The organism is Vibrio tubiashii (assembly GCF_028551255.1).
Lineage (GTDB): Bacteria > Pseudomonadota > Gammaproteobacteria > Enterobacterales > Vibrionaceae > Vibrio > Vibrio tubiashii_B.
This window is the reverse complement of sequence record NZ_CP117030.1, coordinates 1,266,185-1,279,912: the sequence shown is the minus strand read 5'-3', so window position 1 is coordinate 1,279,912 and position 13,728 is coordinate 1,266,185. Positions and strand designations below refer to the sequence as shown.

Here is a 13,728-nt window from a genome sequence, read left to right as displayed (position 1 = left end):
GAGAGCACTTGCTCTCCTAATTCTGCCAAAACATCTCTTTCGGGTCTTTATCGATTTCGCGCATAATAGCGGTTAGGTCGCTACTTTGAGCTAAATATGGGTAGGGCACCCACTGCTCACTATCCGTTTCTTGTGGCATAAACAGCTGCCATTGATTTAGATCGCCGTTCCACGCCACTTTCGCGATTGGATTCATGTAATTGCAATGGCTCGAATCAAGCAAAAAGTGCTGCTTGATAAAAATGACGCCATTGTTCATGGTTTCAAAGCTTGCTTTGCCCAATTCAGCAGGCGTACTTTGATTGCGTTGCTTACAGATAAGCTCCGCTCTGCTCTCGACTTGACGTTGTAGTAAACTCACTAGCCCCATGACGCTCTCGCTTCAACAATATGAGTATCTGTGCAATAGGTTACACTTCTCTAACCTAAGCATAGTATGTACTAGATATTTCATTGTCTGCATAGGCTTTCACAAAAATGTCATCTAACCGCAATAACATAGCGCTGTTTAGTTATAACCAGTCACATCTATTAGTGGGGAGTTTATTATGGTTCGTGTTGCGTTGGCTGCACTTTTATCTACATCACTGTTTTCAGTGCCAACGTTGGCTAAAGAGGTGAATGTTTCAGGCTCGACTTCGGTAGCTCGTGTCATGGATGTGCTCGCAGAAGATTACAACAGCACTCACCCAGACAGCTACGTAGCGGTTCAGGGCATCGGTTCGTCGGCAGGCATTACGTTGGTTAAGAAAGGTGTCGCTGATGTAGGTATGAGCTCTCGTTACCTAACAGAAAGTGAGCAAGATGAATCTCTCACGGTTAAGCCAATTGCTTTTGATGGATTGGCAGTGGTGGTGAATAAATCTAACCCGATTGAAAATGTCACTCGTGAGCAGCTGTTTGATATTTACAAAGGAAAGATTACTAACTGGAAACAGCTAGGTGGAAACGATCAAAAAATCGCGGTTGTCACGCGTGAAGCTTCTTCTGGATCGCGTTACAGCTTTGAAAGCTTGATGGGATTGACGAAAATCATTAATAGTCGTCTTGTGTCAGATATTAACCCAGATAACCTAGTGGTAAACAGCAACAGCATGGTGAAGACGATTGTTAACCACAATAAGCAAGCGATTGGTTTTGTTTCTACAGGCTCAGTGGATAGCTCAATCAAAGCGATCCAGTTTGAAGGGGTAGAAGCGAGCAACAAAACAATCGCTACGGGTCAGTATGAATTATCTCGCCCTTTCCTTGTTCTATACAACCCTGACAAAGTTGATGAAGACTCTAAGTCATTTATTGATTACTTAAACAGCAGCCAAGCAAAATCTTTGATTGAAGAGTACGGCTACACGCCAATTAAGAAGTAGTCTCGCTACAATGTTTGAATGGAGAGCTTCGGCTCTCCATTTTTGTTTGGCTGAACATCAAGCGCCAATATTAATTCGAGTTAAATAGTCTAAACTGATAATAGACTGAAAAATGGGGAAGTCAGATGCCCTTGCGGATTGTCAAAGCACTTATGTTTTGCTTTGTACTCTTGTCAGGACCATCTGTTTTTAGCTCAAGTGAGCCGGCGCCTCATGCGACCAAGGTGGTTCCTGTTATTAATATCAGCGGAGCAATCGGCCCTGCTGTGGGGGACTACGTGATTGAAGAAATTACTTTAGCAAACCAAACCCCCAATATCTCCGCTCTCGTGCTGACAATCGATACTCCCGGTGGCCTAGTCAGCAGCCTTAGAGAGATCAACCAATCGATCCTCGCCTCAAAAATTCCTATCTTGTGTTTGGTCTACCCTCAAGGCGCGCGCGCTGCCAGTGCCGGTACATTTATTCTGTATGCTTGCCATATTGCAGCAATGGCACCTGCGACCACATTGGGAGCGGCGACTCCAGTAAGCATAGGTGGAGCGAGCCCAGAAAAATCCGATGAGGCGCCAAATGAGCCTTCGGCAATGGAAAAGAAAATGCTTAATGACTCTATTGCTTATATCCGATCGCTGGCGCAGCTGCGAGGTAGGAATGCAGAGTGGGCGGAAAAAGCGGTTAGAGAGGCTGCCACACTTTCATCAAGTGAAGCGTTAGAGCAAAATGTGATTAATCTTATTGCAGACACCCCTGAACAACTCCTTATCCAATCTCATGGGCTAACTGTTAGCCTAAATGATACAAACACTCCGTTAGCAACTGCTGGGGCACAAGTCGAGTATAAAACACCGGATTGGCGCCATCAGTTTCTCTCTACTATCACCGATCCGAACATCGCGTATATCTTAATGATGATCGGTATCTATGGCTTGTTGCTAGAATTTTACAGCCCTGGGTTTGGCGTGGCTGGTGTCGTCGGTGCGATTTGTCTACTTATTGCAACTTACGCTTTTCAGATGTTGCCAGTGAACTACGTCGGAATGGGTTTAATTCTGCTAGGCATAGGTCTATTGGTGGCTGAATCGCTTATGCCAAGTTTCGGCATTTTAGGCTTTGGTGGTGTCATTGCTTTCGTCTTAGGTTCGATATTCCTCATTGAAAGTGATCTACCTGAGCTACAAGTCTCGTTAAATCTTATCTATTCCATTGCGGTGCTATCAGCAGCGTTTGTTGTGTTTGTTTTACGCAGAGTATTGCAGCTTAGACAAAGTCAGGTGGTGAGTGGCGTCGAATACCTGATTGGTCAGCAAGCGGTTGTCGAAAACAGCTTTACAGCGGAAGGTTATGTGCATATAGCGGGTGAGCGCTGGGCTGCGCATGGTGATGACAGTTTCTCTCGTGGAGATATTGTCATAGTTGAGGCCATTGACGGTCTGAGTTTAAAAATTAGTAAACAGCAAGGAAGTGGCTATGATGGAACAAATAATCACTAGTGGCATGCTGACCCCAGTGCTGATTGTCGTGTTGGTACTTTTGATTGCCTTCAGCATGTTCCACGTGTTACGCGAATATGAGCGCGGCGTCATCTTTTTCCTCGGGCGTTTTCAAATGGTCAAGGGGCCAGGATTGATCATTGTTATTCCCATGATTCAACAAATCGTCAAAGTCGATATGCGAACAGTGGTGATGGATGTGCCGAGTCAAGATGTCATTAGTCGTGACAACGTATCTGTTAGAGTCAATGCAGTTATTTATTTTCGAGTGGTCGATGCCCAAAAAGCCATCATCAATGTAGAGGATTATTTAGCGGCAACGTCTCAATTGGCGCAAACGACCTTACGTTCTGTATTAGGGCAGCATGAACTTGATGAGATGCTTGCTAATCGAGAGATGCTCAATACAGATATTCAGACGATTCTTGATGCTCGTTCGGATGGTTGGGGCATTAAGGTGTCGGATGTCGAAATCAAGCACGTGGATCTTAATGAGAGTATGATTCGCGCGATTGCTAAACAAGCGGAGGCAGAGCGCTCACGAAGGGCGAAAGTGATACATGCTTCTGGTGAAATGGAGGCATCTGAAAAGCTCGTTGAAGCAGCAAGTAAAATGGCGACTCAACCCAATGCGATGCTATTGCGTTACTTGCAAACGCTGACGGAGATTGCCGGAGAAAAGAGTTCGACCATTGCCTTTCCACTGCCTATGGAACTGATGGAAGGACTGTTTAAACGAATGGGAGAACCTTATCAAAAACCTAAGGATAACGACTCTTCGAACTCATCTTAATTGGGCTGGCAATTGAGATTTGATTAACGCACAAACAAAAAAGCTCCTATCAAAGGAGCTTTTTGTCTCAGATTAGCGGTTATTCGAATTCAACACCCGCTTCTTTGTACAGACGGCGGCACGCTTTGCCATCGCTGTGGAATAGGTGACAACGGTGCGCAGGGATACCTACTGACAGTTTATCGCCTGGTTCGACATCTAGCGTGTCAGGTTGGCGGTAAATCATATCGGCATCGGCTGCATCGATGTGTAAATAGGCTTGAGTTTCATTGCCTAGTTTTTCAACGATGTTAACTTCACCTTCAATAGTCGCATCACCTTCGTTTGCTGGTAGCAAGTGCTCTGGACGAATACCTAGCGACATACGTTCACCGCGAGTAACCGTTGTTCCATCAACTGGAATCCAGAACGCAGTGCCATTAGCAAGCTGAACCATGACACGATCTTTCTCAGCCGCTTCAATGAAGACACTCATAAAGTTCATTTTTGGTGAGCCAATGAAACCAGCGACAAAACGGTTCTCTGGGTAGTGGTAAAGCTCTAGTGGGCGACCAACTTGAGAGACAAATCCTGCGTCTAGTACAACGATCTTATCTGCCATGGTCATGGCTTCTACTTGGTCGTGCGTTACATAAATCATGGTACAGCCAAGCTTGCGCTGAAGCTTAGTGATTTCAGAGCGCATTTGTACACGAAGTGCGGCATCAAGGTTAGATAGCGGCTCATCAAGTAGGAACACGTTTGGTTGTGAAACTAGCGTACGACCAATCGCAACACGTTGACGCTGACCACCTGATAGCGCTTTAGGTTGGCGCTCAAGAAGATGGCTAAGCTGTAGAATTTCAGCGGCATGTTCAACACGCTTGCTGATTTCACCTTTGTCAGCTTTTGCTAGCTTAAGACCAAAAGACATGTTGTCGTATAGGTTTAAGTGAGGGTAAAGAGCGTAAGACTGGAATACCATACCAACACCACGTTTGGATGGCTCGACGTCATTCATGCGCTCATCACCAATGTAGAGATCACCGGATGTGATGTCTTCTAGGCCTGCAATACAGCGTAGTAGCGTTGATTTACCACAACCTGATGGACCAACGAAGACAACAAACTCACCTTCTTTGATATCTAAATCAACATTTTTGGAAATTAGTACGTCACCGTAAGCTTTACATACATTTTTTAACGTGACACTCGCCATCTAGCTCGCCCTCGATCAATTTTTTATATTTTACTGCCTATCATTATATGAATTATGGAGCAGGCAATAATAGTAGGAATTTGGTAAGGAATGGATTCTATATAACAGAATGTAAGAAAATATGGGTGATGGAGTCCTCACATCACCCACCAAGCCAAATTCAGGTTTGCTTTCCCCCGTGTGACACAAGCTTCTCCCCCGAACGAATCAGTTTCCTGAATACCTACGTGACTTGTGCACTCATTCGCAAACCCTAGCGGCATTGTAACCAGTCACCATGAAACACGTGTTACTGGAAAGGGTTCTTACCATCCACTCTTGGATGACTGTAGTTTGCGGATTTCACCCCTCTACTACATCCTCCTATTCTGATTTTTTGTAGGGGTAGTAGGAGGGGAGGAGGTACGACAGGGCGCAGAAGGCGTAGCGAGACCGAGTTCAAATATTTCTGTTCGATTACATTGAAATCGATCACACAAAGAGATTGTTTTGAGACTTTGGTCACCAACCTGTAACGATGACGATCACGAAAATAGTCCATAATAGCGAGGGCGTAGGGAGTAGGAGGATGAGCCTTTTGTCAGTTTGGCTGAAAATAAGTGCTGAAATACGGCGAAACCTCTGGTGGAGCCCTACAACACAAATATAAAAAGGATATGAACATGAAAAATGCCCTAAGCACAGTAGCACTAGGAACACTTGTTGCTCTTGGCTCTTTTGGTGCAAATGCTGCTATCGAAGAAGGTCAATTAACTATCTGGATCAACGGCGATAAAGGCTACAACGGACTTGCTGAAGTAGGTAAACAATTTGAAGAAGACACAGGTATTAAAGTGACTGTTGCTCACCCTGATGCGCTTCAAGATAAGTTCCCTCAAACGGCAGCGACTGGTGATGGTCCTGATATTGTGTTCTGGGCTCACGACCGTTTTGGTGGTTACGCTGAAGCTGGTCTACTTGCTGAGATTAAACCATCTGCAGAAATCAAAGAAGGCATTGTAGATTTCGCATGGGACGCAGTTAAATACGATGGCAAGATCATCGGTTACCCAGTAGCTGTAGAATCTCTATCGCTAATCTACAACAAAGATCTAGTGCCTAACCCACCTAAGAGCTGGGAAGAAGTTGCTGAGCTAGACGCGCAACTTAAGAAAGACGGTAAATCTGCAATCATGTGGAACCTAAAAGAACCGTACTTCACTTGGCCGCTAATGGCAGCTGACGGTGGTTACGCGTTTAAATATGGTGCAGCAGGCTACGACGTGAAAGATGCGGGTATCGCAAACGACGGCGTTAAAGATGCAATGAACTTTGTTAAAGGCCTTGTTGACAAAGGCGTTATCTCTTCAGACATGGACTACTCAGTTTCTGAGTCTGCGTTCAACCAAGGTAAGACTGCGATGACAATCAACGGTCCTTGGGCATGGGGTAACATCGAGAAATCTGGTATCAACTACGGCGTAACGACGCTACCTAAGTTTAACGGTCAGTCTTCTAAGCCATTCGTTGGTGTATTAACGGCGGGTATTAGCACAGCTTCTCCAAACAAAGATCTAGCGGTTGAGTTCATCGAGAACTACCTACTGACTAACGACGGTCTACGTAAAGTTAACAATGATAAGCCTCTGGGTGCGGTAGCGCTTAACTCTTTCCAACGTGAGCTAGATGCAGACAAGCGCATTGCAGCGACAATGGATAACGCGATGAACGGCGAAATCATGCCAAACATCCCTCAGATGAACGCATTCTGGGGCAGCGCGAAAAACGCAATCATCAACATCGTTGATGGTCGTCAAACTGTAGATGCAGCACTTGCAGATGCAGAAAAACAAATGACTAAATAATTAAGTTCTACCCTTTTAAGGAGGGGGTAACCCCTCCTTCATTTTCAAGTTTTATTATCGCTAGCAGGTTCTTTTATGCAGTCAGTTCAAGGTACAGATGCGATGGCGTCTACAACAACGAGCTTGCCATCAAGTAAAAGTGTATTCATTAAATGGGGCTTACTGGGCTCTGTGGGTATCATTAATGGATATGCCACAATTCTTATGTATTCTCGCGGTGAGATGGCCTTTGCCATTCTGACCCTAATCTTAACCGCACTCGCGTTATTTATTTTCGGTAGTAAAAAGACCTACGCACACCGTTACATCTACCCTGGTATTGCGGGCATGATTTTGTTCATCCTGTTCCCACTTGCGTATACCGTCGGTCTTGCCTTCACAAACTACAGTGCGAAAAACCAACTTTCCTTTGAACGTGCTCAGTCGGTTTTAATGGACCGTACTTTCCAAAGCGGCGATAGCTACCCGTTTACTCTGTACAAAACAGATAACGGCCACCGCCTTGCTGTTAAGAAGGGCGATCAACTGCTAGCAACCGATACTTTCAACCTTGCCACTCTATCTGCGTCAGATATGGACTTAGCTCCAGTCGACTCAGTAGCTGGCGAGAAAGAAAAAATCAAAACCATCATCAAAAACAAAAACGCGCTAGGTGGCTTAGATCTGCACCTACCGTCGGGTGAAGACATTCGCATGAGCGGCCTACGTAAGTTCGCTGCGGTTGTGCCTCTATACACTCTTCAAGATGATGGTGAGACGATCTTTAACAATCGTACTCAAGAATACTTGCGTCCAAATATGGAAGTGGGCTTCTATCAACCAGTCGATGAACAAGGGCAGTTCGTTGGCTCAACCGTTTCACCGGGCTTTATCGTTGATATTGGTACTCACAACTTCGAGCGTGTTTGGAAAGATGATGGCATTAAAGAACCATTCATCAGCATCTTTATCTGGACGGTACTATTCTCTGCACTAACTGTTGGTCTAACCGTGGTAATCGGCCTGGTACTTGCGAGTGTGGTGCAGTGGGAAGAGCTTAAAGGTCGTGCAATTTACCGTGTGCTGCTGATTCTTCCTTATGCGGTGCCTGCGTTTATTTCGATTCTGATCTTCAAAGGTTTGTTTAACCAAAGCTTTGGTGAGATCAACATGATGCTAGAGGCACTATTTGGCATTAGCCCAGCTTGGTTCTCTGACCCAATCATGGCTAAGAGCATGGTGCTGATTGTCAACGTATGGCTAGGTTTCCCTTACATGATGATTCTGTGTATGGGCCTGCTAAAAGCGATTCCAGAAGATTTGTATGAAGCGTCAGCTATCGATGGTGCGAACTTCATCGACAACTTCCGTAAGATCACCATGCCGTTGATGATTAAGCCGCTTACTCCGCTGCTTATCGCAAGTTTCGCATTCAACTTTAACAACTTCGTATTGATTCAGCTTCTGACTCAAGGTGGTCCAAACATGATTGGTACTTCTGAGCCAGCAGGTTACACAGACCTACTTGTAAGCTACACCTACCGCATTGCGTTTGAAGGTGCTGGTGGCCAAGACTTCGGTCTAGCAAGTGCGATTGCAACGCTTATCTTCCTATTGGTTGGTGCGCTTGCCCTAATCAACCTACGTTTCACTAAGCTGTCTCAGGATTAAGGAGAGATTCCAATGGCAATGGTACAAGGTAAATCACTTAAATACCGTGTATGGGCAACGCATATTGCTATGTGGGTGTTCCTAGCATCAATCATCTTCCCACTGTTGATGGTAATTGCAATTTCGTTCCGTGAGGGTAATTTCGCAACGGGTAGCATTATTCCTGATAATCCGTCGTTAGAGCACTGGAAACTGGCGCTTGGATTTTCGGTGACTAACGCAGATGGCAGTGTAACGCCGCCGCCATTCCCTGTATTAACTTGGTTATGGAACTCAGTGAAAGTGGCAGGCATTAGCTCGATTCTTATCGTTGCGCTGTCTACGACTTCTGCATACGCATTTGCTCGCATGCGCTTCAAAGGTAAAGACACCATCCTTAAAGCGATGATGATTTTCCAAATGTTCCCTGCGGTACTTGCGCTCGTAGCACTTTATGCCCTATTCGATAAGCTAGGTCAGTACATTCCGTTCCTTGGTTTGAACACGCATGGTGGTCTGATTTTCTCTTACTTGGGTGGTATCGCACTTCACGTATGGACGATTAAAGGCTACTTCGAAACGATTGATAATTCGCTAGAAGAAGCAGCAGCACTAGATGGCGCGACGCCTTGGCAAGCATTCAGATTGGTACTACTACCATTGTCTGTGCCTATCCTTGCAGTAGTGTTCATTCTGTCGTTCATCGGTGTAGTGGGTGAAGTTCCAGTAGCATCTTTACTACTTTCTGATGTAAACTCATATACATTAGCGGTTGGTATGCAGCAGTATCTATACCCTCAGAACTATCTGTGGGGCGATTTTGCAGCAGCAGCAGTATTGTCTGCATTACCAATAACCATCGTATTCTTGCTTGCACAGCGCTGGTTGGTCGGAGGATTGACCGCTGGTGGTGTGAAAGGTTAATAAGAACGATAAGGGCGACCGCGAGGTCGCCCATTTTGTTTCTCAGCTTAACACTTTTGGTTTGGCCGCCGATCAGTTAAGTAGAGAGCAGAACTGGCGTTACGCATAGCTGGCTGTTAGCTAGATTCCTTACTATTTCACTACTAACAGTTTTTGTAACCATAACCCGGCTTTGTCCCGGGTTTTTTTATGCCTGAATAACGCTAAGTCAGAGTAGTATAAAGTGCTTAGGTTGGATTGAAATCAACGGGATGAGTTGGTGCGACTAGGTATAAGTTCTAATCTGCAACAGTGGTGTCTGTTGCATTAACTTGCGGTCAGCAGCACGCTGTTCTGGTTAAAGTTCCCGACTTGAGGGCGCACAGCCAAGATATTGCAAAAGCACATAGATGCTTTCTTGAGAGAGGGCGACTTTTCGAAATAGATCTGCAAAGGTATCGTCTCCGCCAAAGCAGGTGCGGATATAGTGATTGATCTCATCTTCACCATAACCTTCAACATACATGGTACGAACCCACTGGTACTCAACAGCTTTCAAGTTTGACAATGTAGTTTCACTCAAAGTGGTTTCGTTGAGTTCCAAGAGACGTTCCTTCATACGCAATGTTTGATTTAGTCAGCGGATTTAATCAAATCAAGATGAAGGAAAAATGACAGAAATGTGGCGTTACGGTGACTAGTTCTTAAATGGAGGCACTTGGCCTCCAATTTGGCAGAAAGCTCACTATTTTAGATACTTAACGTGTGCTTCCATTTCTTCTCCAATCTCTTTACGCATGTTCATTAGACGGATTGCTGAATCGCGCAATTCAATATCTTCTGGCGTTTCTGGAATCCACTCTGGAACAGAAGTCGGGGTGCCGTTCTCATCGACCGCAACCATAATGACAATGCAGTGAGTCGTTAAGCGATTGTTCATCTCTTTTGGGTCACTTGCTTGAACATCAATGGCGATATGCATTGAGCTCCTTCCGGTATAGATGACCTTAGCGCTTACTTCGACAAGGTTACCGACATGAATCGGTGCTACGAAACGAATCCCACCCGCATAGGCGGTAATACAGTATTTGCCACTCCACGCCGCAGCGTTGGCGTAGGCTGCTAAGTCGATCCACTTCATCACAGCGCCGCCGTGGACTTTCCCCCCAAAGTTAACGTCTCCCGGTTCTGCTAGAAAACGTAACGTAATATCGCGTTGACCATTGCTCATCTGTCAATCCTTAGTTGTTATTGTTGTATGTGGTTTAATATTAAATAACAAACTGGTTAATTATCTGCAACAACTATTAGAGTTTAGTTCTTATTGTTTATTTTGAGCACGGTCAGAGAGCAAAAAGCCCGACAAAATCGGGCTTAAAGAGGCTATGAAGATGGGGAAGCCATCACTTTATCCATTATTTGCATGCTTTGTTCAAAATAAGGATTGTAAGTCAGTCTTGCATGGATTTTGTTAGGCTCGGTGTATCCCCACGCTGAGTACCACATTGTATCGCCAGATAAGCAACGTGCTTCGTTGTCTTCGCCTTGTCCATTGCTACAGATTAAGTTGCTGCCGTTTACTCCGTAGTTAGGGTTGTTAGGGGAGAAAAGGAGCCCCATGTGAGAGCCGTTTGAAATGCGTTGCTCGGGTAAGTTCATGCTGAATCTGGTCGAGCGAGGCTCTGTTAGGTCATCCTCACCTTGCCAGACGATGTGCCCTTTAGGATTCGGCATCTTTTGGCTGAAAGTTTCGATGGCAAACTGAGTACTAACGACTTTATCGCCCTCACTCATCATCATAAATACTGGCTTCAGGTACTCTTTAGTAGACAGTTGCTCGCGCACCTCAGCGGAGGTTTGGTAATAAACTGCAGCCGCGCTCATTGGCAGAGAGTTGTATCTGAGCGGGTTGTCCTCAGGATCTTGGTCTGCCCATGTAATGAAATAGCTCGCCAGTTCGGCATACTTAACGGAATCAGAGTAAGGTTGCAGCGCAGGGGAGAAAAGTAGCAAACCGTTGACAGTCTCATCGTTTAACGCTTCGGCAGTCACTAGATTAGCGCCCGTAGAATAACCTCCCAGCCATATTGAGCTGGTGTCTTTCTTTAGCAGTGCAATGTGATGGCTGACGACACCTTGCCAGTCTTCTAGTGTAGGGAGTTGAAGGTCGCCAACTTTACTCGCATGTCCAGGAAGTAATATAGTTCTCACCAAGTAGCCTTGCTTAGCGAGATGAGTGGCGACGTCAGTGAAAGAGTAGGGAGAGTCACCTAAACCGTGTACCAGCAATACACCCTGACCGTTTGGGTTTTCTGGTCGGTACTCTTTTGGCAGCACCATGTTAAGTTCGGTGGATTTATCCTCTGTCATGAACAGGCGGTTGTGTTCAAGCCACCGTTTCGTCTCTGTCACATACTGTTCAAAACTATTTTGAGAATAGCTAGGTAGGCGCTGAGCTTTATCAAACGCTGGGTCTTGAGTCTGGGTTGTACAGCCAACCATGACAGCCGTTGCAGCAGCTGCCAAGTAAAATGCTAAAGCCGTCTTTTTACGCATCATATATTCTAGTTTTTCCTTTTTATTTTGATACGTCTTCATATTCTCCCTCTAGTACCGAGCGATCATTTTGCTGCGAAGAAGCAGAGCGATTCATCTTAAGGGATTTCTCAATCTTTTTGCCTGTGATGACCGCAGCAATGGTCAATGGAATCACCATGATCAAGCTAAACAGAAGGGTGAATACACCAATAAACAACGCCAGAATACCAGAAATAACTCTATTCATAATTACTACCTCTCAATTGCATGGCTAGATTAACCTAGGGTAAATGAATCAAACATGAACGGGTGTACAGTTTACGCTGAACGCAAAAAAGCCACTTTCTAACAAGAAAGTGGCAACTACGGGGGATTATTATAGGTATAGTGTTGTGGAGTTTTGCCCCGGAAACTCCGGGGCGATATTCTGCTAATTAATCTGAGCTTACCCAGATTAATGAATCCCTGAGCTTATTTTGTTGGGTAAGTTTTGTAACGAACGCCCATCATTTGTTCCATACAGTGAACAACCTGACAGCTGTAACCAAACTCGTTGTCATACCAGATGTATAGCACGCAGCGGCTGTCTTGAGCGATAGTCGCAGCACCATCAACAACACCTGCAAAACGAGAACCCACTAGGTCAGTTGATACAATTTCAGTCGATTCTGTGTAGTCAATTTGCGCAGACAGCTCAGACGTCAGTGCCATTTCACGTAGGTAGTTATTTAGCTCTTCCTTATCTGTGCCTTGTTTAAGGTTTAGATTAGCAATCGCCATTGATACGTTTGGCGTTGGTACACGGATCGCGTTACCTGTTAACTTGCCTGCTAGCTCTGGTAGGGCTTTCGCTACCGCTTTCGCCGCGCCCGTCTCGGTTAGAACCATGTTCAAAGAGGCACTACGACCACGACGCTCACCTGAGTGGAAGTTATCGATCAAGTTTTGGTCATTAGTAAATGAGTGAACGGTTTCAATGTGGCCAGATGTCACGCCGAACTTATCGTTAATCGCTTTAAGAACTGGGGTAATAGCATTTGTCGTACAGCTTGCCGCAGAAATAATGTTGTCTTCGGCTTTGATAACGTTGTCGTTAACACCGAATACCACGTTCTTGATGTCACCTTTACCTGGTGCTGTTAGCAGTACCTTTTCAGCGCCGTTACACTCTAGATGTTGACCAAGACCTTCTGCATCACGCCATACGCCTGTGTTGTCAACAACCAGTGCATTGTTGATGCCGTAGCTAGTGTAGTCGACTTCTTCTGGTTTGTTCGCGTAGATAAACTGAATGTAGTTACCATTAGCAATAATCGCCTTGCGCTCTTCATCAACGACAATACTACCGTTGAATTGACCATGAACTGAGTCACGACGTAGCAGGCTAGCGCGTTTTTCCAAGTCACCTTTTTTGCCGCCACGTACAACAACTGCGCGCAGACGAAGTGGGTAACCAGGACCAGATTTTTCTACAAGTAGACGAGTTAATAGGCGGCCGATGCGACCAAAACCATACAATACAACGTCACGCGGCTCAGAGACGGTTTCGCCATTCATTGCACCTAGAAGAGAGGTGTGAAGGAAGTCTTTAACACCATGAGAGTCATCGCGACCTTGCCAGAACTCATGGGCAAGTTGACCGATATCGATACGGCATGGAGAAAGTTCCATTTCAGCAAGTGCTTTGATGAGAGGAAGAGTTTGCTCTGGAGTAAGAGCAGTACCTGTATAGCGACGTGCTAAACGGTGAGTTTTAATGATGTCGATGGTCGCTGCATTAACCAGTGTTTTACCAAAGAGTAGAACTTCGACGCCTTTGTGACGGTAAAGTTGACCTAGAAGTGGAGAAATAGTTTCCGCAATCGTTTGGCTCGTTTGCCAATCTAAGAGGTGTTTCTCTGGACTCATTGTTTGTATGGACCTTTCACGTTTTTTGGGGACTGACTCTATTTCACCTGTAGGG

At 45.3% G+C, this 13,728-nt stretch carries 13 protein-coding genes; 6 read left to right on the top strand and 7 right to left on the bottom strand.

Annotated elements, in window-relative coordinates:
* Nucleotides 1-16: 16 nt before the first annotated feature.
* On the bottom strand, nt 17-370 hold the full coding sequence (locus tag LYZ37_RS21255; RefSeq protein WP_272787507.1) for a DUF3024 domain-containing protein: 354 nt from the start codon (nt 368-370) through the stop codon (nt 17-19).
* Between the two features lie 178 nt (nt 371-548).
* Between LYZ37_RS21255 and LYZ37_RS21250 the strand changes: the two genes are divergently transcribed.
* From LYZ37_RS21250 to LYZ37_RS21240, 3 genes are all read left to right on the top strand, one after another.
* Nucleotides 549-1,367, top strand: a complete 819-nt coding sequence (locus tag LYZ37_RS21250; RefSeq protein ID WP_272787506.1) for a phosphate ABC transporter substrate-binding protein — start codon at nt 549-551, stop codon at nt 1,365-1,367.
* Nucleotides 1,368-1,492: 125 nt separating this feature from the next.
* The gene (locus LYZ37_RS21245; protein ID WP_272787505.1) at nt 1,493-2,860 is read left to right on the top strand and encodes an NfeD family protein; all 1,368 of its coding nucleotides are present in this window, start codon (nt 1,493-1,495) and stop codon (nt 2,858-2,860) included.
* Nucleotides 2,838-3,653 carry a slipin family protein gene (locus LYZ37_RS21240; RefSeq protein WP_171319984.1) on the top strand — a complete coding sequence of 272 codons (816 nt, stop codon included), beginning with the start codon at nt 2,838-2,840 and terminating at the stop codon, nt 3,651-3,653. Before LYZ37_RS21245 ends, LYZ37_RS21240 begins: the two co-directional genes overlap by 23 nt.
* 79 nt (nt 3,654-3,732) lie before the next feature.
* Here the strand turns inward: LYZ37_RS21240 and malK are convergent, their stop codons facing one another.
* Entirely contained in the window at nt 3,733-4,851 is a 1,119-nt protein-coding gene (malK, locus tag LYZ37_RS21235) for a maltose/maltodextrin ABC transporter ATP-binding protein MalK (RefSeq protein WP_272787504.1), read from the bottom strand.
* Between the two features lie 662 nt (nt 4,852-5,513).
* Between malK and malE the strand changes: the two genes are divergently transcribed.
* From malE to malG, 3 genes are all read left to right on the top strand, one after another.
* Nucleotides 5,514-6,695 carry a maltose/maltodextrin ABC transporter substrate-binding protein MalE gene (malE, locus tag LYZ37_RS21230; protein ID WP_171319980.1) on the top strand — a complete coding sequence of 394 codons (1,182 nt, stop codon included), beginning with the start codon at nt 5,514-5,516 and terminating at the stop codon, nt 6,693-6,695.
* A 75-nt stretch (nt 6,696-6,770) separates the two neighbouring features.
* Nucleotides 6,771-8,345, top strand: a complete 1,575-nt coding sequence (malF, locus tag LYZ37_RS21225) for a maltose ABC transporter permease MalF (protein WP_239824804.1) — start codon at nt 6,771-6,773, stop codon at nt 8,343-8,345.
* A 12-nt stretch (nt 8,346-8,357) separates the two neighbouring features.
* Complete coding sequence (malG, locus tag LYZ37_RS21220; protein WP_004744595.1) at nt 8,358-9,248, top strand: maltose ABC transporter permease MalG; 891 nt, start codon at nt 8,358-8,360, stop codon at nt 9,246-9,248.
* Between the two features lie 337 nt (nt 9,249-9,585).
* Here the strand turns inward: malG and LYZ37_RS21215 are convergent, their stop codons facing one another.
* From LYZ37_RS21215 to LYZ37_RS21195, 5 genes are all read right to left on the bottom strand, one after another.
* Entirely contained in the window at nt 9,586-9,831 is a 246-nt protein-coding gene (locus LYZ37_RS21215) for a hypothetical protein (RefSeq protein WP_004744596.1), read from the bottom strand.
* Nucleotides 9,832-9,972: 141 nt separating this feature from the next.
* Nucleotides 9,973-10,458, bottom strand: coding sequence for an acyl-CoA thioesterase (locus tag LYZ37_RS21210; RefSeq protein ID WP_004744597.1), 486 nt, complete (start codon nt 10,456-10,458; stop codon nt 9,973-9,975).
* A gap of 152 nt (nt 10,459-10,610) precedes the next feature.
* Complete coding sequence (locus LYZ37_RS21205) at nt 10,611-11,783, bottom strand: alpha/beta hydrolase (RefSeq protein WP_420794645.1); 1,173 nt, start codon at nt 11,781-11,783, stop codon at nt 10,611-10,613.
* Nucleotides 11,784-11,805: 22 nt separating this feature from the next.
* Nucleotides 11,806-12,012 (bottom strand): hypothetical protein, encoded by a 207-nt coding sequence (locus tag LYZ37_RS21200; RefSeq protein WP_054960971.1) that lies wholly within the window; start codon nt 12,010-12,012, stop codon nt 11,806-11,808.
* Between the two features lie 224 nt (nt 12,013-12,236).
* On the bottom strand, nt 12,237-13,673 hold the full coding sequence (locus LYZ37_RS21195; protein ID WP_272787502.1) for a glyceraldehyde-3-phosphate dehydrogenase: 1,437 nt from the start codon (nt 13,671-13,673) through the stop codon (nt 12,237-12,239).
* Nucleotides 13,674-13,728: the final 55 nt, after the last annotated feature.